This window comes from Sphingobium scionense, from assembly GCF_014197035.1.
GTDB classification, from domain to species: Bacteria; Pseudomonadota; Alphaproteobacteria; order Sphingomonadales; family Sphingomonadaceae; genus Sphingobium; species Sphingobium scionense.
The window spans coordinates 54,574-76,975 of the sequence record NZ_JACIEU010000009.1; the positions used below are offsets into that span (position 1 = coordinate 54,574).

The 22,402-nt window shown below is 66.8% G+C and carries 28 protein-coding genes; 16 read left to right on the plus strand and 12 right to left on the minus strand.

Going from position 1 to position 22,402, the window contains the following annotated elements:
* Positions 1–2 precede the first annotated feature (2 nt).
* The 6 genes from trbK-alt to GGQ90_RS12040 are packed head-to-tail and all read left to right on the plus strand — an operon-like array spanning position 3 to position 4,758.
* A complete protein-coding gene (gene trbK-alt / locus GGQ90_RS12015; protein WP_160984535.1) occupies positions 3–308 on the plus strand; it encodes a putative entry exclusion protein TrbK-alt in 306 nt (101 codons plus the stop codon).
* Between the two features lies 1 nt (position 309).
* On the plus strand, positions 310–1,620 hold the full coding sequence (gene trbL / locus GGQ90_RS12020) for a P-type conjugative transfer protein TrbL (protein WP_160984534.1): 1,311 nt from the start codon (positions 310–312) through the stop codon (positions 1,618–1,620).
* Between the two features lie 3 nt (positions 1,621–1,623).
* Positions 1,624–2,307, plus strand: a complete 684-nt coding sequence (trbF, locus tag GGQ90_RS12025) for a conjugal transfer protein TrbF (protein WP_160984533.1) — start codon at positions 1,624–1,626, stop codon at positions 2,305–2,307.
* Entirely contained in the window at positions 2,304–3,320 is a 1,017-nt protein-coding gene (trbG, locus tag GGQ90_RS12030) for a P-type conjugative transfer protein TrbG (RefSeq protein ID WP_160984532.1), read from the plus strand. Before trbF ends, trbG begins: the two co-directional genes overlap by 4 nt.
* On the plus strand, positions 3,317–4,537 hold the full coding sequence (locus tag GGQ90_RS12035) for a TraB/TrbI/VirB10 family type IV secretion system protein (RefSeq protein WP_160984531.1): 1,221 nt from the start codon (positions 3,317–3,319) through the stop codon (positions 4,535–4,537). The genes trbG and GGQ90_RS12035 overlap by 4 nt, the downstream gene beginning before the upstream one ends.
* Positions 4,534–4,758 (plus strand): DUF2274 domain-containing protein, encoded by a 225-nt coding sequence (locus GGQ90_RS12040; RefSeq protein ID WP_160984530.1) that lies wholly within the window; start codon positions 4,534–4,536, stop codon positions 4,756–4,758. Before GGQ90_RS12035 ends, GGQ90_RS12040 begins: the two co-directional genes overlap by 4 nt.
* A 14-nt stretch (positions 4,759–4,772) precedes the next feature.
* On the opposite strand, the gene GGQ90_RS12045 is transcribed toward GGQ90_RS12040, so the two are convergent.
* The 8 genes from GGQ90_RS12045 to GGQ90_RS12080 form a co-directional block, all read right to left on the minus strand.
* Positions 4,773–5,081, minus strand: coding sequence for an EexN family lipoprotein (locus GGQ90_RS12045; protein ID WP_160984529.1), 309 nt, complete (start codon positions 5,079–5,081; stop codon positions 4,773–4,775).
* Positions 5,082–5,111: 30 nt separating this feature from the next.
* Positions 5,112–6,035 carry a LysR family transcriptional regulator gene (locus tag GGQ90_RS12050; protein ID WP_188082362.1) on the minus strand — a complete coding sequence of 308 codons (924 nt, stop codon included), beginning with the start codon at positions 6,033–6,035 and terminating at the stop codon, positions 5,112–5,114.
* Between the two features lie 309 nt (positions 6,036–6,344).
* Positions 6,345–7,154, minus strand: a complete 810-nt coding sequence (locus tag GGQ90_RS12055; RefSeq protein WP_160984527.1) for a sterol desaturase family protein — start codon at positions 7,152–7,154, stop codon at positions 6,345–6,347.
* 1 nt (position 7,155) lies between these two features.
* On the minus strand, positions 7,156–7,569 hold the full coding sequence (locus tag GGQ90_RS12060; RefSeq protein WP_160984526.1) for an EF-hand domain-containing protein: 414 nt from the start codon (positions 7,567–7,569) through the stop codon (positions 7,156–7,158).
* Between the two features lie 96 nt (positions 7,570–7,665).
* A complete protein-coding gene (locus GGQ90_RS12065; RefSeq protein ID WP_160984525.1) occupies positions 7,666–8,145 on the minus strand; it encodes a hypothetical protein in 480 nt (159 codons plus the stop codon).
* Positions 8,146–8,256: 111 nt separating this feature from the next.
* Complete coding sequence (locus tag GGQ90_RS12070) at positions 8,257–8,973, minus strand: ATP-binding cassette domain-containing protein (RefSeq protein ID WP_160984524.1); 717 nt, start codon at positions 8,971–8,973, stop codon at positions 8,257–8,259.
* On the minus strand, positions 8,970–10,139 hold the full coding sequence (locus tag GGQ90_RS12075) for an ABC transporter permease (protein ID WP_188082363.1): 1,170 nt from the start codon (positions 10,137–10,139) through the stop codon (positions 8,970–8,972). Before GGQ90_RS12075 ends, GGQ90_RS12070 begins: the two co-directional genes overlap by 4 nt.
* Positions 10,136–11,344 (minus strand): efflux RND transporter periplasmic adaptor subunit, encoded by a 1,209-nt coding sequence (locus tag GGQ90_RS12080; RefSeq protein WP_160984522.1) that lies wholly within the window; start codon positions 11,342–11,344, stop codon positions 10,136–10,138. The genes GGQ90_RS12075 and GGQ90_RS12080 overlap by 4 nt, the downstream gene beginning before the upstream one ends.
* 181 nt (positions 11,345–11,525) lie before the next feature.
* On the opposite strand from GGQ90_RS12080, the gene GGQ90_RS12085 reads away from it, so the two are divergent.
* From GGQ90_RS12085 to GGQ90_RS12095, 3 genes are all read left to right on the plus strand, one after another.
* Positions 11,526–12,242: a response regulator gene (locus tag GGQ90_RS12085; RefSeq protein ID WP_160984521.1), complete on the plus strand. Its 717-nt coding sequence runs from the start codon at positions 11,526–11,528 to the stop codon at positions 12,240–12,242.
* Positions 12,243–12,246: 4 nt separating this feature from the next.
* Entirely contained in the window at positions 12,247–13,608 is a 1,362-nt protein-coding gene (locus tag GGQ90_RS12090; protein ID WP_160984520.1) for an ATP-binding protein, read from the plus strand.
* Positions 13,609–13,791: 183 nt separating this feature from the next.
* A complete protein-coding gene (locus tag GGQ90_RS12095; protein ID WP_223178234.1) occupies positions 13,792–14,595 on the plus strand; it encodes a hypothetical protein in 804 nt (267 codons plus the stop codon).
* A gap of 67 nt (positions 14,596–14,662) precedes the next feature.
* On the opposite strand, the gene GGQ90_RS12100 is transcribed toward GGQ90_RS12095, so the two are convergent.
* The 4 genes from GGQ90_RS12100 to GGQ90_RS12115 form a co-directional block, all read right to left on the minus strand.
* On the minus strand, positions 14,663–15,007 hold the full coding sequence (locus GGQ90_RS12100; RefSeq protein ID WP_160984518.1) for a hypothetical protein: 345 nt from the start codon (positions 15,005–15,007) through the stop codon (positions 14,663–14,665).
* Between the two features lie 60 nt (positions 15,008–15,067).
* Positions 15,068–15,502 (minus strand): DUF4410 domain-containing protein, encoded by a 435-nt coding sequence (locus tag GGQ90_RS12105; RefSeq protein ID WP_160984517.1) that lies wholly within the window; start codon positions 15,500–15,502, stop codon positions 15,068–15,070.
* A 58-nt stretch (positions 15,503–15,560) separates the two neighbouring features.
* The gene (locus GGQ90_RS12110; RefSeq protein ID WP_223178235.1) at positions 15,561–15,848 is read right to left on the minus strand and encodes a hypothetical protein; all 288 of its coding nucleotides are present in this window, start codon (positions 15,846–15,848) and stop codon (positions 15,561–15,563) included.
* Between the two features lie 68 nt (positions 15,849–15,916).
* Positions 15,917–16,420, minus strand: coding sequence for an RcnB family protein (locus GGQ90_RS12115; RefSeq protein ID WP_188082365.1), 504 nt, complete (start codon positions 16,418–16,420; stop codon positions 15,917–15,919).
* 365 nt (positions 16,421–16,785) lie between these two features.
* Here GGQ90_RS12115 and GGQ90_RS12120 point away from each other — a divergent pair, with 365 nt between their 5' ends.
* The 7 genes from GGQ90_RS12120 (at position 16,786) to GGQ90_RS12155 (ending at position 22,400) form a co-directional block, all read left to right on the plus strand.
* A complete protein-coding gene (locus GGQ90_RS12120; protein ID WP_188082366.1) occupies positions 16,786–17,514 on the plus strand; it encodes an EF-hand domain-containing protein in 729 nt (242 codons plus the stop codon).
* Between the two features lie 665 nt (positions 17,515–18,179).
* The gene (locus GGQ90_RS12125; protein ID WP_160984511.1) at positions 18,180–18,485 is read left to right on the plus strand and encodes a hypothetical protein; all 306 of its coding nucleotides are present in this window, start codon (positions 18,180–18,182) and stop codon (positions 18,483–18,485) included.
* A 1-nt stretch (position 18,486) separates the two neighbouring features.
* The gene (locus GGQ90_RS29020) at positions 18,487–19,278 is read left to right on the plus strand and encodes an EF-hand domain-containing protein (protein ID WP_202408029.1); all 792 of its coding nucleotides are present in this window, start codon (positions 18,487–18,489) and stop codon (positions 19,276–19,278) included.
* Positions 19,279–19,299: 21 nt separating this feature from the next.
* Positions 19,300–19,860, plus strand: a complete 561-nt coding sequence (locus tag GGQ90_RS12140) for an RNA polymerase sigma factor (RefSeq protein ID WP_160984509.1) — start codon at positions 19,300–19,302, stop codon at positions 19,858–19,860.
* Positions 19,850–20,287 (plus strand): hypothetical protein, encoded by a 438-nt coding sequence (locus GGQ90_RS12145; RefSeq protein WP_160984508.1) that lies wholly within the window; start codon positions 19,850–19,852, stop codon positions 20,285–20,287. Before GGQ90_RS12140 ends, GGQ90_RS12145 begins: the two co-directional genes overlap by 11 nt.
* On the plus strand, positions 20,284–20,775 hold the full coding sequence (locus GGQ90_RS12150; protein WP_160984507.1) for a periplasmic heavy metal sensor: 492 nt from the start codon (positions 20,284–20,286) through the stop codon (positions 20,773–20,775). Before GGQ90_RS12145 ends, GGQ90_RS12150 begins: the two co-directional genes overlap by 4 nt.
* Before the next feature lie 65 nt (positions 20,776–20,840).
* On the plus strand, positions 20,841–22,400 hold the full coding sequence (locus GGQ90_RS12155; RefSeq protein ID WP_160984506.1) for a DUF1800 domain-containing protein: 1,560 nt from the start codon (positions 20,841–20,843) through the stop codon (positions 22,398–22,400).
* Positions 22,401–22,402 lie beyond the last annotated feature (2 nt).

Below are 22,402 nucleotides of genomic sequence, written 5' to 3' on the forward strand. Positions count from 1 at the left end.
CGATGGACACCAAGCTCCTCGCGCGCATCGGCGCCATCATCTTCGTCGCCATCGCCATCACGATGACGGCGATCGAGATGAGCCGCGCGCCTGAGCCTGCGCGCGAGGAGCCGGCGGCCGTCGCTGACAGCTCGGAGACAGTCGATCCGCTGCTGATCGAACTGCGCCGCTGCCAGTCGATCGGAGCGGCCGGGGCGAGCGACTCCGACTGCCTGCGCGCCTGGGCCGAGAACCGCCGCCGGTTCCTCGCGCCCGGCGCGCGGCCCGCCGCCCGCATCGCCGAAGACGCTTCGGCACAGGAGAACTGATATGGGCGGCACTGGCGTCGTCGATCGCTTTCTGGACGTCTTCACCCGCTACATCGACAGCGGGTTCGGCCTGCTCGGCGGCGAGGTGGCGTTCATCGCGACGACGCTGATCGTCATCGACGTGACCTTGGCCGCGCTCTTCTGGACCTGGGGCGAAGGCGACGACATCATCGCGCGCCTCGTCAAGAAGACCCTATTCGTCGGCGTCTTCGCCTACATCATCGGCAACTGGAACACCCTGGCGCGGATCGTCTTCGAGAGCTTCGCCGGCCTGGGCCTGAAAGCGTCGGGCACCGGCTTTACGGCCGCCGAACTGCTCCAGCCGGGCCGCGTCGCCCAAGTCGGGCTGGAGGCTGGTCAGCCGATCCTAGAATCCATTTCCGACCTGATGGGCTGGGTCGCTTTCTTCGAGAACTTCATCCAGATCGCGGTGCTGCTGTTCGCCTGGGTGATGGTCGTGCTGGCCTTCTTCATCCTGTCGATCCAGCTCTTCATCACGCTGATCGAGTTCAAGCTGGCGACGCTCTGCGGCTTCGTCCTCATCCCGTTCGGCCTGTTCGGCAAAACCGCCTTCATGGCCGAGCGCGTGCTGGGGCTGGTGATCTCGTCGGGCATCAAGGTGCTGGTGCTCGCCGTCATCGTCGGCATTGGCTCGACATTGTTCGACGAGTTCCGCGCCGGGTTCGGCGGCGCGCAGCCAAGCATCGAGGACGCGCTGGCAGTAGCGCTCGCCTCGCTCTGCCTGCTGGGCCTCGGCATCTTCGGCCCATCGATCGCCAACGGCATCGTGTCCGGCGGCCCGGCGCTGGGCGCGGGTGCGGCGGCGGGAACCGTGCTTGCGGCCGGCGGCGCACTGGCTGGCGGCGCTGCTGCCGCCCGGCTCGGTGTCGGCGCGGCGGCAGGCGCGGTCAGCGGTGCGGCCCGAGGGGCGGCCTTCACCTCCGGCGCGGCCAACAGCGCCTATGCGCTCGGCTCGGCCGGCAAGAGCGGTGCGGCGGCAGTCGCCGGCGGCGCTGGCGGCGTCGGTCAAGCCGCCGTGGGCGCAGCCATGTCGCCGCTTCGCAAGGCGGCCGCCTCGCTCAAGAACAGCTACCGCTCGGGCGGCCGCGCCGCCGTCACCGCCACCGGCGGGACCATTTCAGGCGGTAGTTCCACGCCGTCGCCGGACGCGCCGGCCGGCGCGCCCGCTTGGGCGTCCGCGATGAAGAACCGCCAGACCATGACCCACGGCGCGACCATCGCCGCCCACACGCTGCGCTCCGGCGATGGCGGCGGTGGCGGCGCGTCCGTCGACACCAGCCAGAAGGATTGATCCATGTTCAAGCGCCCCAGCATCCGCTACGGCCAGGCGCCCGAGCCAGCCACACCCTATCAGCGCGCGGCGCAGGCATGGGACGACCGCATCGGCTCCGCGCGCGTGCAGGCGAAGAACTGGCGGCTCGCCTTCTTCGGGACGCTCGCGCTTTCGAGCGGCTTGGCCGGCGGCCTCGTCTGGCAATCGACACGCGGCCACATCGTCCCCTGGGTCGTGCAGGTCGATCGGCTGGGCGAAGCTCAGGCGGTTGCGCCCGCCGAGGCCGGCTACCGTCCCACTGATCCGCAAGTAGCGTTTCATCTCGCCCGCTTCATCGAACAGGTGCGCAGCATCCCGGCCGATCCGGTCATCGTGCGGCAGAATTGGCTCCGGGCCTACGACTTCACGACCGACAAAGGCGCCCTGTTCCTCAACGACTATGCGCGCGCCAACGACCCGTTCGCCAATGTCGGGCGGGTGCAGGTCGCGGTGGAAGTGTCGAGCGTCATCCGCGCCTCACCCGACAGCTTCCGCGTCGCCTGGACCGAGCGCCGCTATCAGGACGGCAGCCTTGCCGCCACCGAACGCTGGTCCGCGATCCTCACCATAGTCGTCCAGCCGCCGCGCACCCCCGACGCTCTGCGCAAGAATCCGCTCGGCGTCTTCGTCAATGCCCTCAACTGGTCGAAGGAGCTGTCGCAATGACCGGCATACCCATCCGCCGCGCGGCCACGGCCGCGTTGCTCGTCTCCGCGTCCGCGCTCGCGGGCTGCGCCACTACGTCGGCCAGGCCGCCCGTGATCGCTTTGGATGATCCGCCTCGGGCGATCGTCGCGACGCGCGCGGCCGAGCCGCCCCGCGCGGTCGAGATCGTCACGATCCCCGAGCCGTTGCCGCTGCCCGGCCAGTTGAAGCCGGTGACGGAGAGCGCGCGATCGCCAGAGTCCGCCGATCCGCGCCGCCGTGTCGGCGATGCCAACAACGCCGCCCGTATTCAGCCGGTGCGCGATGGATTCCTTAACGCCATTCAGCAATATCCGTGGACCGAAGGCGCGCTCTATCAAGTCTATACCGCGCCGGGTCAGGTGACGGACATCGCCTTGCAGGAAGGCGAGCAGCTCGTGGGGCCAGGGCCGGTCGCAGCCGGAGACACGGTGCGGTGGATCATCGGGGACACGGTGAGCGGCAGCGGTGCGACCGCGCGCGCCCACATCCTCGTCAAGCCCACCCGGCCCGACCTCGCCACCAACCTTGTTATCAACACCGACCGGCGCACCTACCATCTGGAGCTGCGCGCCACGCCCGCGACCTACATGGCGTCCGTGTCCTGGACCTATCCGCAGGACCAGCTCATCGCCTTGCAAGGCCGCAACGCGGCTGCCGCCGCTGCCATACCGGCCGCAACCGGCGTGGACGTGACGGCGCTCAACTTTCGCTACCGGATCGAGGGCGACCGCGTGTCGTGGGCGCCGGCCCGTGCGTTCGACGACGGGCGGCAGGTGTTCATCGAGTTTCCGGCCGGGATCTCGCAGGGTGAGATGCCGCCGCTGTTCGTGACCGGCGCGCGCGGTGACGCCGAACTGGTCAACTACCGCGTGCAGGGCCGCTACATGGTGGTCGATCGCCTGTTCGCCGCCGCCGAGCTGCGCCTGGGCGACCGCCGCACCGAACAGCGCGTCCGCATCGTGCGCGACGATGGACGGAGGGGGCGGCCGTGACCGAAAGCCACGATGCGCCAGCCGAAGCGCGGCCGGAGCCGCAGGCCGCTCGCCCCGATCCCGCCGCGTTCCAGCTTCGCGGCGAGCCACCCCGCGTCATGCGGCTCTCGCGTAAAGCGCTTGCCGTCGTCGGCGTCGCCGCCGGCCTCGGCATAGGTGGTTCGCTGATTTATGCGCTGCGGCCGCCGGGCGAGAAGGCTGCGCAGGAACTCTACAACACCGACAGCCGCGCCACGGCCGAAACCATCACGTCCGGCCCGCGCGATTACGCACGGGCGCCACGGCTCGGCCCGCCGCTTCCGGGCGACCTCGGCCGTCCAATCGTGTCGGCGCAGCAGCGCGGCGAGGACGTTACCGTGCCGCCGATCGGCGTGCAGCCCGGCCCGCCCGATCCGCGCGCGCAGGCGGCGGAGGCAGCCCGGCAGCGCGCCGCTCAGGAGCGCGATGCGGCCCGCACCAGCTCGGTTTTTCTAGGCAGCGGCGGCGCGCGTGCGGGTGCGGAGCCGGCCTCAACGCCGGGTTTGCCGGCGCCTTCCGCGCAGGAACCGGCGCAGCAGGCGGCGCAAGGCGACCAGGCCGCCAAGCGCGCCTTCATGGCGCAGCCGTCCAACCAGCGCACAATCAGCGTTGAGCGGCTGACGGCGCCGGCATCGCCCAACATCGTGCAGGCCGGCAGCATCATCCCGGCTGCGCTCATCACCGGCGTCCGCTCTGACCTGCCCGGCCAGATCACCGCCCAGGTGACGGCCAACGTCTATGACAGCCCGACCGGGCGCATCCTGCTTATTCCGCAGGGCGCGCGGCTGATCGGCGAGTATGATAGCGAGATCGCCGCCGGGCAGACGCGCGTGTTGCTCGCCTGGGATCGGCTCATCATGCCGGACGGGCGCTCGATCGTTCTCGAGCGCCCGCCCGGCGCGGACGGAGCCGGATTCGCGGGGCTACAGGACCGCGTGAACCAGCATTGGGGCAATCTCCTCAAGGCGGCAGCCGTCTCGACACTGCTCGGCGTAGGCGCCGAGCTAGGTGCGGACAGCGAGGACGACCTGACCCGTGCCCTGCGGCGCGGCTCGCAGGACACCATCAATCAGACCGGCCAGCAGATCGTGAGACGGCAGCTCAACGTGCAGCCGACGCTCACCATCCGGCCAGGCCATCCGCTGCGCGTCGTTCTCACCCGCGACCTTGTGCTCGAACCGATCGGAGGGACGCGATGACGAAGTTGAAACTGGGGCCGCTCGCCGATGACCGGCCGGTGAAGCTGGCGGCGGAGGTCCCCGCCGCCGTCCACCGCGATCTTGTCGCCTACGCCGCTGCGCTTGCGGCCGAGACCGGCGGCGAACCCGTCGCGCCGGAAAAGCTGGTCGCGCCGATGCTGGAGCGATTCATGGCGAGCGATCGCGGATTCGCGCGCCGGCGAGGTGGCGCGAAAAACTGAGCGCCACCGTGCGATCAATTGTCCAGAAACCGCTTCCGGCGCTCCTGGGCGTCGACCTTGATTATCGCCTCATCGGCATTGGCGCATTCGCCGCCCCGAACCGAACCGTCACGGCACCCCGCGACGACCTGGCGTGCTTCGTCGATATGCGCGACGAAATACTGCGTGCCGCGCGCCTCGCTCGTCACCAACGCCGCAGGTGGGCCGGCAGCGATCGTGTCGGCCTGCTGCATTGGTGCGATCACCGGTCGCAAGATGAATCCACCGGCGAAGCCGACGACCAAGGTAACGAGCAGGAGGATGATTGTCTTGCCATGCCACATGGCGGCAACTCCAAGAATTTGGCTTCTAATCTACTCGGATCGCTGCGAGAAATCAAAAGACAGCGCATAGCGCGCCTTGATGAATCCAAGAAACCGTCGCAGGGCCGGATTGCCGTTGTCTTCGCGCCAGCAACCGGAATAGACCGTCAGCGCCGGCCCCTGTTCGCCGTGGATAGGCCGGTAGACGACATCCGGGTAGCGCACGCCTGTCGAACCTTCGCACACGATCGACATGCGCCGGCCGGCGCCGAGCAGGCTCAGCACGGTCTCTCGCGTGGTCTGGTCGATTCTGATGTCCGGGTGCGCGCCGGACATAGACAGTCGTCCTAGCAGCATGTCGCGGATATCGGAGCCGGGATCCGCTGCGGGCAGGACAAAGCGCTCTGATCGCAGATCGGTCCAATGCACAATTTCGTGGCCCGCTAACGGATGCTGGGCCGGCAGTGCGACCACGATGCGCTCGCTCCAGAAAGGCTCGCGCCGATAGCCTTCATGGCCGGCGTCGCCCATCAGGATTGCGATGTCGATCTCGCCGGTGTCCAATCCGGCGAGTAGCGCACCACGATCGGTTTCCACGCTCCCGAAATCGACATCCGGATTATCGCTCTGCCAAGCCAGTACCGTGGCGCGCAGATTGCCCGCGGAGACCGAGCTGTTGTGTCCCAACATCAAAGCGCCAGCACGGCCCTGGCCTGCGTCCCTGGTCGCCGCCACCATCCGATCCGCATTGGCGACCATCGGCCGGGCGCTGCGGATGAAGCGCGTGCCCGCGATCGTCGTCGTCACTCCCGCACGAGAGCGGTCGAACAGCTTGGCGCCGATCATCCGTTCCAATCGCAGAATATTGCGACTTAACGTCGATTGCTCGACATCAAGTGCGCGTGCGGCGCGATAAAAGCTCCCGTGGTCCGCTGCCGCTATCGCATAACGAAGCTGTCGCATATCGAAAGTCACCGAGCCGTTTTCCTGAATTTACGCTTGAGTGCGACGATTGAGCTGACCGTGCGACACGGAACACCGGTCGTCGCGATCCTCGGCACAGGCAAACTGCGCTTAAGGATGGAGAATTCCGCCTTCGCGACCTTTCGCTGACCTTCGCCGAACGAGTCGTCCTGCCTGAAAGCAGCTGCCGTCGGCGTTCTCGACAGCGCGCCCCAGAACGACGGTTTCGGCCGCGTGAGGCAATTGCATCGAGTCATCAACGACCTGTTTGCGAGGACCAGGGTGCTCCCCGCAAAATGAACTTCCGCTAGCATTCACTGGTCAAGGCGCTCCGAACAGCGTTCGGCCAATGTCGCGAAACCGCGTTGCTCGCAGGTCGTGCGCCATCAGGATCCATTCGCGAAAGGCGATCTTGAGCGGGTTGGCCGTGGCCTCGCGATGCGCAAGCCCATAGCGGATCGGCTCGCCCGGACGTTCGGCGACGAAGGTGCCGAACATGCGGTCGAAGATGATAAGCACGCCGCCATAATTCTTGTCGAGATAGGGCTCGTTGCATCCATGGTGCAGCCGGTGGTGCGCCGGCGTATTGAACAGCCATTCAACGGGCCCGAGGCGTCCGATCAGCTCGGTGTGGAGGAACAGCTGATAGCGCAGATTGAGCGCGAGCAGACCGAGGACGAGCCGTGGATCGAAGCCAAGCAAGACAAGCGGCGCATAGAAGACCCATCCTGCCGAGAACAGGTTGGTCCATCCAAGCCGAAACGACGAGAGGAGCGTGAGCTGCTCAGCCGAGTGATGCACCGAATGGGTCGCCCAGAGCCAGCGCACCCGATGGCTTGCGCGATGGAACCAGTAATAGGCGAATTCCACTAGCAGGAAGGCGACGAGCCAGTTCCACCAATCGTCAAGCGAATGGCGGACCGGCGCCAGCGACCATAGCCAGGCGAAGACCCCGCCGATCACGAAGGCGTTGAGCGCCGCGAACGGAAGGCCGCCCATTACTAGCCCCAGCGAGGTGAGCGCCGTGCGGCGGTCATAGCCATGCCCGGCGCCAAGGCGCGACAATGCCTCGGCCGCAACGATCGTCACGACGAAGCCGAGCCAGAGCGGCGATCGCCCGAGCGGATCCATGTCAGCTCTCCCGGCCGATGGCTTCGCGGAGTCGCTCAAGCTCCGCCTTGTCGACCAGCCCATTGCGGTTGACGTCAGCCCGGTCGAACAGCGGGGCCGGAGCCGAGCCAAATTCCGCCCGCGTGACGCGCCCGTCGCGGTTCGTATCCGCGCTCGCGATGAAGGCGTTGAGGCGCGCGCCGAGCTGCGGACGCATCTGCGCGATGCGCCCGAAGTCGGACTGGGCGACGGTGCCGTCACCGTTGCGGTCGAGCCGGCTGAACTGCTGCGCGCGCGCCGCCCTGAATTCGGCTTGGGACACCTGCCCGTCACCGTTAGTATCGGCGCTTTCGAAGACGTCGAGTTGGCCCATCTGGGCCATGGCGGGCGTCGAGCAGACTAGGATTGCGGGAATAATCAGAAGACGGGCTTTCATCAAATGTCCTTTTTCGAAAAGGAGGCCGCGCCGCGCGGGGGCTGAGCGGCGCGGCCTCACGCGGCCCAGGGAGGGGGGCTGCCGCGTCTGGGGAAATTAGCGCGGGACGGTGGTACCCTCGACGGTGGCGGTGTCGCCGCCAACGCCGGTCCGGGAGGACGAGTAGCTCACGCTCCCGTCGGCATTGCGCGTCGCCGTCGTCGAGTGGCCGAAGCTGGTGCCGTCGCCGAGCGTCGTCGTGCGACCGCCGGAATAGCTGCCGTCACCCCAGGTCCGCCCGGCGCTGGTCGATGCGCTGCGGCCATCAATGGTGGTGATCTGCCCGCTGGTCGAGGTGTTGCCGGCCTGGCGCGAAGCAGACCTGTTGGCATCATAGCCATGGCCGCCATTGGTCCGGACGCTGCGCGACGCGGCCACATTGCCGTCCCCGCGGCTAATCGAACGCTGCTTCACGAAGCCACCGCCGTTCGCGCCCTGGACGTTCACCGACCGGGACCGGGGCTGTGCCTCGGCTGCAACCGCCAGCCCCGAGGTTAGCAATGCGAAGCTGCTTGCGATCAAAATCTGCTTTCTCATATCACACTCCTTTGAAACGGCGATCATCCTGCGCCGGACCTCGAAGTAGCTGGGCTGCGTAAGCGGCGTGCTTCATCGGGAAGGCAAAGAGTAACGAAGCGTAACCGGCCACTATGGATGCGCCTGAACCGGTTGGGAGGGCTCGGAGAGGATGCGACCGTCGGAAAGCTCGATGACCCGGTCGAACAGATCCAGCGAGCGCGGATCGTGGGTGACGACCATGACGCAGGCGCTGCGCTCGACGGCGATGCGCCTGAATAATTCCATCACCTGCCGCCCCCGCACGCTGTCGAGCGCCGCAGTGGGCTCGTCGGCCAGAATGAGGGGCGGATCATTGGCGAGCGCACGCGCGACCGCGACGCGCTGCTGTTCGCCCCCCGACAGGCGCGAGGGACGATTGTCTATGCGATGGCCAAGATCGAGCGCCCCCAGCAGCTGGGTTGCATAGCCCCGCGCAGCCCTGGCCTCGACATCCGCGATCTCGAGCGCGATCGACACATTCTCCGTGGCCGTCAGGAACGGGATGAGATTCGCCTTCTGAAAGACGAAGCCAATATGATCGCGCCGAAAACCCCGCAGCTTGTCGAGATCGGCGCCCGGATAAGAGACGAGGCGATCACGAATGTATATCTCGCCGGCGCTCGGCGGCTCGAGCAACCCGCAGATGAGGAGAAGCGTGCTCTTGCCCGATCCGCTTGGTCCCATGATGCCGATCAGCTCGCCGGCATGGGCCTCCAAAGATGCGCCGTCCAGCGCGCGCACAACCGTTTCGCCGCTCTGGTAATGGCGCGCGGCGTTGCGGACGCTGAGCAACGGCGCTCCAGTCACGAGAGCACCTCTTGCGCCCGGACCTTCAAGGCCTGGGCGATGCCGAACCAGCTGGCGACCAGGCAGATCACGCACAGGATCGCGAAAAATATACCGAGATCCTGGGGCAGCATGACGATACGCCGCGGGAAGTTCGGGAAAGTGAGATGCGAAAGGAGCATCGCGAGCCCGAACCCGAACAGGCCGATCAACCCCGCCTGCTGGAGGATCATCGCGACGATCGCCGAGTTCCGCGCCCCCAGCAGCTTGAGCAAGGCGATCTGGTGCAGCTTCTCCATCGTCAGCGTGTAGATGATCAGCGAGATGACGATCGCGGTAACCAGCAGGAGCACCGAGGCGAAGGCGAGGATTTGCAGGCGAAGCCGCCACAAGCGCTGATTGAGAAGGAGATCACGCTGCTCGGCGCTGCTCAGGACATTTGTGTCGCCCCAAGCGAGGATCGCCGCCTTGATGCGGGCCACATCGGCGCCGGGAGCGAGGCCGACCAGGACCGCCGCGATCTTGCTGTCCTGCGGCACTGAACTCGGGCTGGCGCCGTCCCCTTGGGGTGCGGCGTTGCCCGATGTCTCGCGGGCGAGCAGTACCTGCTCGCTCGGTCGGCGCGACGCGATTGCGGTGGCATCGTTGATCGATACGAACAGGAGCCCGTCGCCCGCCGAATCGACAAGGCCATGAGTGAGGCCGACGATCCGGTAATCGTCCTTGGCGAGGCGGATCGTGGCGCCGAGCGGAAGGCCGACGCTGTCATCGGCGATAGCCTCGAAATGACTCGCCTCAAGATGGCGGCCCGCTTTGAGTTCGAACCACGCGCCATCGTCCCTGGGATAATCGAGCCCCGTGATGGTGGCGCGGCGAACCTTCCCGGCAAAGGAGAATTGCTGGCTGAACTGAACGAAGCGCCTCACCGAGGCGATGCCCTCAACCCCCTCGACCCGGCGGTCCATCGTGGAGGAGATCGATGACCCCTCAGCAAAAGGGCCGACCCGTTCGCCTTGAACAACCCAGAGATCGGCGCCGATATGGTCGATCACCAGCAGTGCGTCGGCGACGATTCCGCGATAAAGGCCGATCGCGCCGATCGCGCCCATCAGCAGGAAGCCGATGCCGAGCGCCGTAAGCGCGAAGCGCGCCAGATTGAACCGGATGTCCTTGATTGCGAGGTTCATCGGTCGTCGTCACCCTGACGGGCCACGGGCATGAAAGGATAGCTATCCTCGGGCGAAAGAAGGATGTCGCCCGGCGCGAGACCACGGCGCACCTCCAGCCTGCTTCCCCGCGTGCCCGTGAGTTCGATGCTCCTGCGGCGCGCCCGACCTCCCTCCAGGACCCAGACGTTCGGCTGAATCCCGTTCCACTCCACGAAGGCGGCGGGCACGACGAGGGCGCGCGGTTTGGCCGAAAGGACGATCTCCACATTGGCGCGCTGGTTGATCGCCCAGTTGGATGGGAGCCGATCGGCGACAATGTCGGCGGTGAATTCGCGTGTCTCGGGATCCACCGACCTGCCGAGACGCAGCACCTTGCCCGTAACCGCGCGGCGGGCATCGAAGGCGAAACGAATGCGGGCAGGCTGTCCCGGACGCACCGCGCCGATCGCGCTTTCATCGAAGCGGGCTGTGAGGACGATGCTTTCAGGATCGACGATCTCAAGAATGGATGCGCCGGCGCTCAGCACGTCGCCGACATTTCTGTTTCGTACCGATACGATCCCGCCGAACGGAGCCCTGACGCTCGCCAGCCCGAGTTGCGCTTCATCGACGCGAACGCTGGCCGCAGCTGCGTCGGTCTGCGCCCGCGCGCGCTGCGCCGCCTGCCGCAGCCCGGCGACGCGCGCCTCGCTTTCGCGCAACGTCGCCTCGGCCTGCTCGTAGCTCGCCCGCGACACCCAGCCCTTTTCCTTCAGCTCGGCTTGACGACCGAACGCGGAGCGGGCGTTGGTGAGCGTGGCCTGCGCGCTCTCGACATTGGCGTCCGCCTCCTGCTGCGCACCCTGCGCCCCCTGGAGATTGGCGCGCGAGGCGGACAGGATGTTTCGCAGATCTTCCTGTTCGATGGTGGCAATCAGCTGGCCGGGCACGACCCTATCGTTGCGATCGATCAGTATCTGCGTCAGCCGCCCGGCCACGCGCGAGCTCACATTGGCCTTGTTGATCGCATCGAGCGTCGCAGGGCCCGAGACGGAGACCTCTAGCGCCTCCCGTTTCACACGATAGCTGCTCACCTGCTGGGGCCAGGCATAGCGCCAGGCGAGCGCGACTAGGGCGAGCAGGATCATCCCTGCGGCGCACCAGAAAAGCACGGGACTGATGCGCCGCGTCCGGGGGGGTGGTCGCTGGAGTGTCAAGCGATTGGCGGACGGGTCGTCGGTCATTCGGGTCGCGCGGTCCATGATACGAAGGGCCGCGTCCATTCGGTCCGAGGCATTTTTCCGGAAATGGGCAATGACGCGACCGTGTAAGCGGCCGGCTACATATCCGTTGCGAAATGTATCGAAGAGTAACGGAGCGCCTCGCCTATTTCCCTGGCGGCTCACGCAAGGCAAAAAGGTGCCCATGGAGAATAGTCTCATTGCGGTCGTCGAGGACGATCGGGAAATACGCACGATGATCGTCGAGCTGCTGGCCCGTGAGGGCTTCACGCCCGCCGGATGCAAGTCGGCGGAAGAATTCGATAGGCTGCTCGAGCGGCAGCGGGTCGACCTCGCCATCCTCGACGTGATGATGCCGGGCGAGGACGGCCTTTCGCTCTGTCGCCGCTTGCACGCGCGCGGCGACGTACCGGTCCTGATGGTCACGGCGAAGAGCGAGGACGTTGATCGGATCGTCGGCCTCGAAATCGGCGCCGACGACTATCTGACCAAACCGTTCAACCCGCGCGAGCTGGTTGCGCGCGTTCGCGCGATTCTGCGCCGAACCCGCGACGTCAACCGCGTTAGTGCACCGCTTTCGGTCGAACGATACCGCTTTGGCGAATGGCTGTTCGACGCAGGCTGCCGGTCGCTCGTCGATCCGGACGGGGAGCCCGTCGATCTCACCGGCGGCGAGTTCGAGCTGCTGCTGAGCTTCGTCACCCATCCCCAGCGCGTGCTCAACCGCGATCAGCTGCTCGACTGGACCCGCGGACGCAACGCCATCCCCTATGACCGGTCGATCGACGTCCAGCTCAGCCGGTTACGCCGCAAGCTGGGACAGCACCCATCGGGCGACCTCCTCGTCAAGACCGTGCGCGGCGGCGGCTACATCTTCGCCGCACGCGTCGAGAAGGCCTGAGCGGGTGAGCGTCTCGGCCAACCTTTCCTTCCGGATCGCCGCGGTCCTCATCGGCGGCTTCGTGCTGTTGCAGCTGGTGGTGGGAACCGTGATGCTGCTGCCGAGCGAGGTCTACGAACGGCGAGCCTCGAACCTGCCGCCGCCCGACCAGGTGCGGGCGATGGCAGCCACGCTGGAGAACATCCAGCCCGAGCTGCGGCCCGCCGCGCTCGCAGCCTTCGACGATTCGCTGTTCCAGGTGCGGGTGGTTGCGGAACTTCCGAGCGTCGAGCGGGAGCAGTCCGGCAGGCTGTCGGAACAGCGGCGCGCCTATCTGGCCGCCTTGTCGGATCGGCCGGTGCTGCTCTGGCGCGACGAGGCCGTCATTCATCGGCCGCTGCGCGACCAACCTGGTCCACTAAACTATATCGATCCGACGCAATTGGCGGTCGGACTCAGCGACGGGCGATGGCTGCTGATCGACAGCCGTCCCTCCTTGCTCCTTCAGGCATTCCTACGGCGGCGCGCTTTCCTCTCGGTCGCGTTCGGAGCGGTCGTTCTGTTTGCGCTCTGGCTTGCAGTCCGGCAGACGACGCGCCCGCTCGTGCGGCTTTCGCGTCGCATCAGGACGTTCGCGGCGGAGCTCGACGCGCCCGATCTGCCGGTAACAGGCGCGCAGGAACTGCGCGAGCTTAGCGCCGCCTTCAACGACATGAAGGCACGAATTCGTGGGCTCATGGAGGAACGGACGAGGCTTCTCGCCGCCATTGCCCACGACATGCGCACCTATCTCACGCGACTGCGCCTTCGTACGGAATTCATCGATGATGAGAGCCATCGTGCCCGGGCAGCAAGCGATCTTGCCGAGATGCACGATCTTCTGGAGGACACGCTGCTGTTCGCGCAACAGGCCTCGTCGACGGAAACCAAACTCTCGATCATCGATCTGGGCGAGGAGCTGGCGCGCATCGTCGAGACCAGAGTGGAGATGGGCGAGAATGTGCGCCTCGATCCGAACGAGCAGGACTTGGTCGTTCGCGCCGCGCCGCTGGGCCTGCGCCGGATCCTGGCCAATCTGATCGACAATGGCCTGCGCTATGCGCACAACGTCCAACTGCGGGCTGAGCAAACGACGGTTGGAATCGTGCTGATCGTCGAGGATGATGGCCCGGGCGTCCCGCCAGAAGCGATCGCCACGCTGGGTGAGCCGTTCAATCGCATCGATCCATCGCGAGATCGCTCGACGGGTGGTGCTGGGCTGGGATTGGCGATCGTTCACGCGCTGGCCGAGCGCAGCCACATCGGCGTGCGCTTCGAGAACAAGGTGCCGACAGGCTTCCGGGTCACGCTCACATTCGGATTGCCCGATAGCCCCGAGGCGGGCTGAACGACCGGATCAAGCAAATCACAGCACGCTCCCGTTACCTTTCGATACGATCCCTTACCGAGCGAACATGCCGGCGTTGCGAATCTAGGCGATCAGGATCCTCAGCAGAAAGGATCTTGATCAATGCTTCCTCTCCTCTCGCTCCAGCGGTCAATGCCTGGAGGTCCACATGCCCGCGGTCGAATGAGCGCAATGGCAGCCGCATCGCTGTGCCTGATCGCTGTGCCGCCATCGGCGGTTCAGGCGCGCGGTCCGGCGATGCTCGTTCCCGTTCAGCTTGGAGCCGAGACCGCCCGCTATCATCAGGGTGTGCCGACCCTGCATCTCGAGACGCCGACCGGTGCGGTAGAGGTGCGACCGCTGCCTGTCCGCGATGGGCAGCTCTCCTTCGCCGTTGCCGTCTACAACAAGGGCGACGCGCCCGCGAACTTCGGGCCGGAGAATGTCTGGAGCTCGATCGGTCCCGTGCTCACCAAGGAGCAGCTGAAAGACGGTGTGCGCCGCCGGGCGAGGGGCGCCAAAATCGCGACGGTGATCATCGCGGGCACGCTGGCGGGGGTGGCGTCCACCGCCTCCAGCCACGGCACTTACTATGGTTGGGCTCGTACACCACGCGGGCCGGTTCCGACCGCGATCCGTTGGGAGGACCATAGTGTCGGCGTGCTCGGCGCAGCGGCCGCCGTCGGCGGAGGAGCGCTTGCCATCCACGCCATCGACCGCCGCCTCGGCCATACGCTCGACCAGTTCGAAAGCGAAATTCTCCAGACCAACACAGTCGATCCAGGCGCCAGCTTCGGCGGGATGGCGATCATTCCGATCGAACGGCGGCAGCCTCTTGCGCCGGATATCCGGCTCACGGTCCGCTGGAACGGTGCCGACTATCCGTTCGCTTTCCGGCCGACCGGGGCCGACGCGCCGGCCCCTCAGCCGTTCGAGTCCGCGACGCCGAGGGATTATCAGATAGAACCGCAGTCCGATCCGCGGTGAGGCAAGTTCGCGGTAGCAGGCCAGAGGGCACCCGCCCGTGTGATCATGATCGCTCGATGCCGCAATGTCAGCCGCCGAGCAGGGACGCCGCGGTCCTCCCGGGTTCTGCGGCTCGTCGGCAGGTCCACACTGCAGAAGCGGTGCCCCCCGACATGGTATCATCAACCTGCGCGCTATTTGGCGATGTCGGGGATTCAAGGGGGTATATTTTCGCGCCTGTCTCCATTTCCGATGATTCAGGCGCAGTCGCGGGATCGATGACAATCAAAACTTGGCGCGCGATGACGCGCGAGAGGTTCCGAACGTCGCCAGCTGTTCCTCCGCGTGCATCAGCGGCAATGCCGATGACCGAGCCGATGACCAGATGGAGCAGCTTTCCGGTCGCGGCAGTGGCGCCGGCCGGCAGGATCAAGCCTGGTTTGCTTCCGCTTGTCGCACGCGCGGCGAGGTCAAGGATGGCGCCGTCCCGCGATCACAAGCGAGCAACGACAACAAGCGTCGACTCGCCCGCGCCCAGGCCGACGATCACGCGCTTCGCTCCCGCGCCACGATTTTGTTCCACAATGCTCAAGTCGAGCCGCACGTCACCATAGGCGGCGTCTGGGAAAGTAGACGCGCTCCTCGCCTGTACGCCGCGCTTGCCCAGGTCTTCGACGACCTGGCGCTCGAGCGCCGAAGCGATACGTTGAAGCGACGGAGCGATCTGCTGCGCGAGCGCGGCATGGACGACGATCTCTACGGAACGCGGCGGCATCGGCGAGCGCGCAGACATATCGGTAATCTTCGCGCCGGCACAGGCCGCCAGCAGCAAGAGGGTTGCCGACGCAGCGCCGATACGCGCCCTCCCTGGCACGGAGCCCGTATCGACGCACCGGCCCGTACGATATGCAAACGGCATCTTGAACATAGCTGACTCCGCACGAAATCGATCGCGCCCACGGGTCCGGCCCTTTGAACCCCTTCTGTCAGCGCGACAGCTGTTTCACCGATGGTGGGAGCAGGAAGCATTCCTCTCTCATGGATCTGCAAGGCAGATCGGAGAGCGTTCCGCCGTCCACTAGAGCGGCCGCCCTGGCTTGTCCCTCCGGCCACAGGATCGTCGCGATCAATGTCCCATCGGATGCGGTCGCGAGCAGCGATGCGGCGGCGCCGCTCTGTTTCCGCATTGCCAGCATGGCAATGTTCCACGCCATCTTGAACTCGCCCTTCCGCGTTTCCTCGACATCCCAGAAGTAGAGCGCCGCGAACGGCAAGGGCGATTCAGGATCGATGACGGCAGGCCGCGGCGCTCCGTGATCGTCGAGCCCTTCAGCTTGCACGCTCACCAGAACACCGGGCCCAGGCGGACGATCACGCCGGTGCGTCCCGCCACCAGGGCAGTGCGGTTTCCGACGAAAATCCAGCTATGGCCGACCGGTGCGACCGGGAGCCCGTAGACCGCCGGCACCGGCACATAGTAGCGGCGTAAGGAAACTGGTACGATCGCGCCAATCGTCCATGGGCGCGCATAGTAAGGCGCGGTCACCGGAAAATAGCCATAGCCGGGCGCGAAATAGTATCCGCGCCGAGGTCCCCAATAGCCGGCTGGTGGCAGCGGTCTGTGCCACGCGTCGACGGTCGCCCTGCGTGTCACCGTGCCGCCGTTCGGGCCGGTCACGGTTCGGCTTCCGGAATAGTAGCCGCCGCCCCAGGCTGCGCTCCGCGACGCTTCAAAATGACGGCCATCATTGGTGTCGAGGCTACGCTCGACCGACGCGCCACCCGGACGACGCTCGACCGAGCGCTGAACGGTTCCGCCGCGCCCGTGCGGCCCCTGTACGCTCACCGATCTCTCCCTCGACTGCGCCAAGCTGGGCGAACTGGACAGCGCCAACGCGCTCACGGCCACAACGGGCACCAACCATCTGAACATGATGCTGACTCCTTGCGAAAACTGATCCCTGTCAGCCTCGTCTATGGAGTGGCGCGGTAATCCCAATAATACCGCACGGTAACAGCAGGTAACAAAGTGTATGAGAGCGGGCTGCTACGGTGCCGAGGCCAGCCAGATGCCGACGGCCGGGTTCGATCTCACAGCACGAATCTGTCCTAAGGACAATCTCAAAGCATGCTGAATACCCTTTGTTACACAACCTCATTCGGGCGAAATAGAAGGATTCAAATGTGCGTCTTCGAGTTCGGAGATGTCATATGCGACAAAGGATCATAGTGATTGCGCTTCTTGGCGGACTCTCAAGCTTGGGCAATCCCCAGGCGGCGAGCGCCAAAAATGCCTCTCAGGCCCAGGCAATGTTTGTCAGCCCGATGGGAGAGCCATTTCGCCCGTCACCCGACAGCACCGAGCGACCGTTCATGATGTGGTTCACGGCCGCCGACCTCGACCACAATGGCAGACTCGACTCGGCGGAATTCGGGGCTGACGCTCTCCGCTTCTACAAGGTCCTCAACGTGGATGGCGATGAAGAGATCGGACCCGCGGAAATCACGCGCTATGAAGAGGAGATCGTTCCGGAGATCCGCGATCCGTTGCGCGGTCGCTCTATCCCAAGGCCGGGCATGCCTGCCGGTAAGGGTAAGATGGGCGGCGGTGGCCTGGGCGGCATGGGCTCGATGGGCGGCGGTGGCGCGGGCGGCATGGGCTCGATGCGTGGTATGGGTGCTCGAGGCGATATTGCGGATAAGATAGCGAAGGCGCAGAAGATGGCAGCCAATAGGCCTCAGGGGCTAGAACTCTACGGACTGTTGCCCATTCCGCAACCCGTCGCATCGGCTGACACCAACTTCAATCGCGGCATCACCGAAGCTGAATTTCTGAAAGCTGCCCAGCAGCGGTTCCAATATCTCGATCAGGATCAGGACGGTGGCTTTGTCGCCGAAGAGGCTCTCCAGATCATTAAAGCGAGAAGGCGGCGGCGGTGATCTATTGCTGTCGGTTGGCGTGGGCAGGAGACTGCGCTGCAAGCAGTCGTGTTTGCGACCAGCTTGCGGCGGTGAACTGAGGCAGACGGCGCCTTGGCGGCATTGGAGCAGTAAGAGGGCCTGTCCGGCGCTGGGCGCGAAAACCGCGGAAGACCGCCATCGCCTATTCTAGCGTCGCCTTCGGCTATGGTCGACAACGCGCTGCGGTAATGCTTCCACGGTCACGGTTTGGATCGAACGAGCCGACAGCAGACCCTACCGTCGCTCATCGACGACGGACCGGCGTCGCTCCCGCTGATCGGGCGTGGCTCGGAGCCGCCTATGCACGGCTCGATCCCTTGCGCGCCGGCGGGAGCGGCGGCGCCGAGCTCGGCCTCGCGATCGTGCGTGCGCTGGCCGAGGCGATGGGCGGCACCGTCGCCTCCGGTCCGACCCGGCAGCCGACTACACGTCGAGGTCGCCTTGCTCACCGCCGAACGGAGAGCTGAGCCGATGGCGTGGCAGGCATCGGGCCCACAGGTCGGGCAGGCCGGCCTTCCCGGGCAATCGAGCAGCGCGCGGGTCGATTTTTTTCGATCGGCGCGACGGATGGCCGGCGCTGATCCGTTCAAGCCCTGTCGGTCGCGCAAGTGCCGGCGGGTAATTGCGTCATGGGAGACTTGGACATGAAGATGGTCATCGCGGCCCTGGCCGGGCTTGGCATCGTCGCGGCGGTGCCGGCGTCGGCGCAGGTCAATGGACGCCAGCACCACCAGCGCGACCGGATCGCGCAGGGCTGGAAATCGGGCGAACTCACTGGCCGCGAGGCGACGCGGCTCGGCCGCCAACAATATCGGATCGGTCGCACCGAGGCACGGATGCGGGCTGATGGCGGCGGGCTTGGCCCACGCGAGCGCGCACGGCTGCACGCCCGTCAGGATCGGGCAAGCGCCAGCATCTACGCCAAGAAGCACAATCGCCGGGACCGTTGACATGATCGGGCTCAGAGTATCGCCGAGTGTCCTGATGGCTGCGGGCATGATCGCCGCGACGCCGGCCGAGGCACAAGATCGCGACAATAATCCTCCGGGGCCACGCGGCGGACCGGGCACCAACTGGGAAAATCCGCGGGGTCCGAGCGGGGGTCTTGGCGCGTCGCCCGACCGGCGGCGGTTCGTGATCCGCGGCCGGCCGGTGGTGTTTGTGCTTCGCCCGGGCGGCTATTATTATCACGCCGGTCATGGCTACTGGCATCCCCCGTTGGGGCTGGTGGAACCAGGCGCGCCGCTGCTGGCTCGACCGCGACGGCAACCCGCCTGGCCCCCGTGGCGGACCCGGGACGAACTGGGAGAATCCGCCCGGCTGGCGCGGCGGACCCGGAGCCTCGCCCGATCGCTATGGAAGGTGCCGCTGATGCGTATGAAGATACCTCTGATATTCTCGAGCGTGATGGCGCTCGCCACCCCCGCCGCCGCCGCGCCGCAAGGCGTCGACCTGGCGACATTCCAGGCGGCGGCGCGCACGCGGCTGCTCCAGGCCGACACCAACGGCGACGGACGGCTTGCCAAGGCCGAATGGACCGCGCGGCGGCAAGCCGCTGGGGCCGAAGTCAAAGGCGATCCGGCGAAGATGTTCGACCGGATCGACGCCAACCGCGATGGCGCGCTCGATACTGCCGAGCTCGACGCTCTGCTGGCCCGCCGCTTTGTGCGGATGGACGCTGACAAAGACGGCCTCCTCACTGCCGACGAACGCCGCGCGGTCCGGGGGAGAGTGGGCGATTGAGGTCGCCCGGAGTCCGGGTCCTTGACCGCTCCTCCCGGCGAGGATCCCGATGCGGCGCTGCTCACGCTTGTCGGGAAGGGCGACGGCGGTGCGGCGCGCGAGATGGTCGCGCGCAAGCTGCCGCGCCTGCTCGCGCTGGCGACGCGGATGCTGGGCGACGCTGCGGAGGCGGAAGATGTCGCGCAGGAGAGCTTCGTGCGCCTCTGGCGGCAAGCGCCACACTGGCGGCCGGGCGCGGCACGCTTCGACACCTGGCTGCACCGCGTCGCGCTCAACCTGTGCTACGACCGGCTGCGGCGGCGGCGCGAAGTGGCGACGGACAACGCGCTCGACCGGCTCGACCCGGGGCCGGCGCCCGACGCCGGTCTGGAGGAAGCGGGTATTTCGGCGGCGGTCGCGGCAGCGTTGCAGGCTCTTCCAAAACGCCAGCGCGAGGCGATCGTGCTGCAATATTATCAGGAACTGTCCAATGGCGAGGCCGCCGCGGCGATGGGCGTGAGCGTGGAAGCGCTCGAAAGCCTGCTGTCGCGCGCCCGGCGCGCGTTGCGTACCCTGCTCAAGGAGGACGCCGATGACCAATGATGCAGCGATGACGCCCGAGCGCTTCGCCGCATTGGCCGATGCCTATGGCGCGGATTTGCGCCGCTGGCCATCGCACGAGCAGGACGCGGCCCAGGCCATGCTTGCGACCGATCCCGCAAATGCCCGCGATGTTCTCGCGCGCGCCGCGACACTCGACGGACTGCTCGATCGGCACCGGGTCCCCGCGCCATCGTCGGCGCTGATCGGCCGCATCCTGTCATCCGCGCCACAGCCCGGCCTGCTTTGGTCGCGCGCGAAGCTGTGGTGGTCCGGGCTTGGTCTGGCGGGCATCGGGCTTGCCGGCGCCGTGACCGGCGCGCTCGCCTTGTCGCTGGCGACGCCGGCGCTGCTCGATCATCGCAGCACCGGACTGGCGGAGGAACAGACCATCTTCGGCGAAGTCGACCTTGACGGGACCGCCCCATGAGCAGCCGCACGTTGCGCATCGTGCTGATCGTCTCGCTGATCCTCAACGTCTTCGTGATCGGCGGCGTGGTTGGCGCGGCCATCATGTGGAAGCGGGTCGATGCGCAGCGCCCGCTCGCGGGGATCGGCCGCCCCGCGCGGCTGCGCCAGGCGGCCGAGGCGCTCGCGCCCGAGAACCGGCGGGCGCTGCGCCAGGCGGTTCGCGCCGCCGCCCAGTCGCTCAAGCCCGAAGTGGAGCGCGCACGGGGGGCGCGGCGCGAAGCCGGACGGCTGCTCGTCCAGCCCGAGCTCGACCGCGCCGCGCTCGATGCCACGCTGGGCCGCGCGCGCGCCGCCGATATCGCCATTCGCACGCGCCTGGAAACCGCGGTTGTCGACGTCGCGTCGCGACTTCCGGCCGACGAGCGAATCGCCCTTGCCGAAGGTCTCGACCGGTCGGGCACGCTGCGCCGCTCGAGGGAGGCGCGACCCCAGCCGAACCGGCCCTGAGGAAAATCGCTTTCGCCGCGACGGATTTACGCGTTGCCAACGTTGAAGGCGGGAAGGAGACCGGAGTGACCGCAGCTGCCATTGCCCTCAACCGCTTCGGCCTGGGCGCGCGTCCCGATCAGGCGGCGCTCGACCGCCCCCAAGCCTGGCTGCTCGCCCAGCTCGACCGCTACGAGCCGCGGCCGGCTGCGATCGCGGCGCTTCCGCCGACGTCCACGATCGCCGGAAACCTCAGCGACTATCTGGAAATGCAACGCCAGAACCGGTGCCAAAAAAGGGACGAAAATCCGGGGACGATGGCGGACCGGCCGCAAACGCCGCAGCGTCGCCGCGCGGCCGGCTATGCGCCGCCGCCGATGAGCGGCGAGCCGATGGCCGGTGAGGCCGGCCTGCAGGACAAGGGTGGAATCGGGGCAATGGCCGAGCGGGGCACGGCCGCGCCGCGCGATCCGGTCGCGCAGGCACGCCGCTTCGCGCGCGATCAGGCACGCAGCTATTATATGGGCGCGGTCGCGGCGCGCGCGCAGACGGCGCTGACCAGTCCTTCGCCCTTCGCCGAGCGGCTCGTGCATTTCTGGGCGAACCATTTCGCGGTTTCGGTCGACAAGCTCGTCGTTATCGGCTTGGCCGGTCAGCTCGAGTTCGAGGCGATCCGCCCGCATGTGATGGGCAAGTTCGGCGACATGCTGCAGGCAGTCGAGCGTCATCCCGCCATGCTGCTTTACCTCGATCAGGCAGCGTCGATCGGGCCCAATTCGACCGGCGGCCAGATCGCAGCGCGCCGCCAGAATGCCGGGCTGAATGAGAATCTCGCGCGCGAGATTCTCGAGCTGCACACGCTCGGTGTTCGTACCGGCTATGGCCAGGGCGACGTGACCGAGCTTGCCCGCGCGCTCACCGGCTGGACGGTCGCGGGGCTGGGGCGCGGCGCCGGCGCGCGGTTCGTCGGCATCGATGGAGAACCCGGCAGCTTTGTGTTTGCCGCGCGGCTGCACGAGCCGGGTTCGCGCACGGTGCTCGGCCGGCCCTTCGCTCAAGCGGGTGAAGATCAGGCGGCAGCCGTGCTGGACTTCCTTGGCACCCATCCGGCGACCGCCCGACATATCACCACCAAGCTGGCGCGGCATTTCGCCGGCGACGATCCGCCCGTCGCACTCGTCGCGCGGCTCGAAACCGCGTTCCTCAAGACCGGCGGCGATCTGCCGAGCCTCTACCGCGTGCTCGTCGACGCGCCCGAATGCTGGATCGCGCCGCCGGTCAAGTTCAAGAATCCCTGGGAATGGAGCATCGGCGCGATGCGTGCGCTTGGGCTCCGCGAGGTCCAGCCGCAGGCAGTGACCGGATTGCTCACGCAGCTCGGGCAGCCGGTGTGGCGCCCGGGTTCGCCGGCCGGCTGGGACGACGTTGCCGCTAGCTGGGCCGGCCCCGATGCGGTCATGCGCCGCGTCGAGGCGGCCGAGCGCATGGCTGGCCGGATCAGCGACACGCTTGATGCGCGTGCCCGGGCTAGCCAGCTCTTCCCCGCCGCGCTCAGCGACACCACCGCGCAGGCGATCGCGCGCGCCGAAAGCCCCAGCCAGGGCTTGGCGCTGCTGCTCGTCGCGCCCGAATCGATGCGGAGATAAGA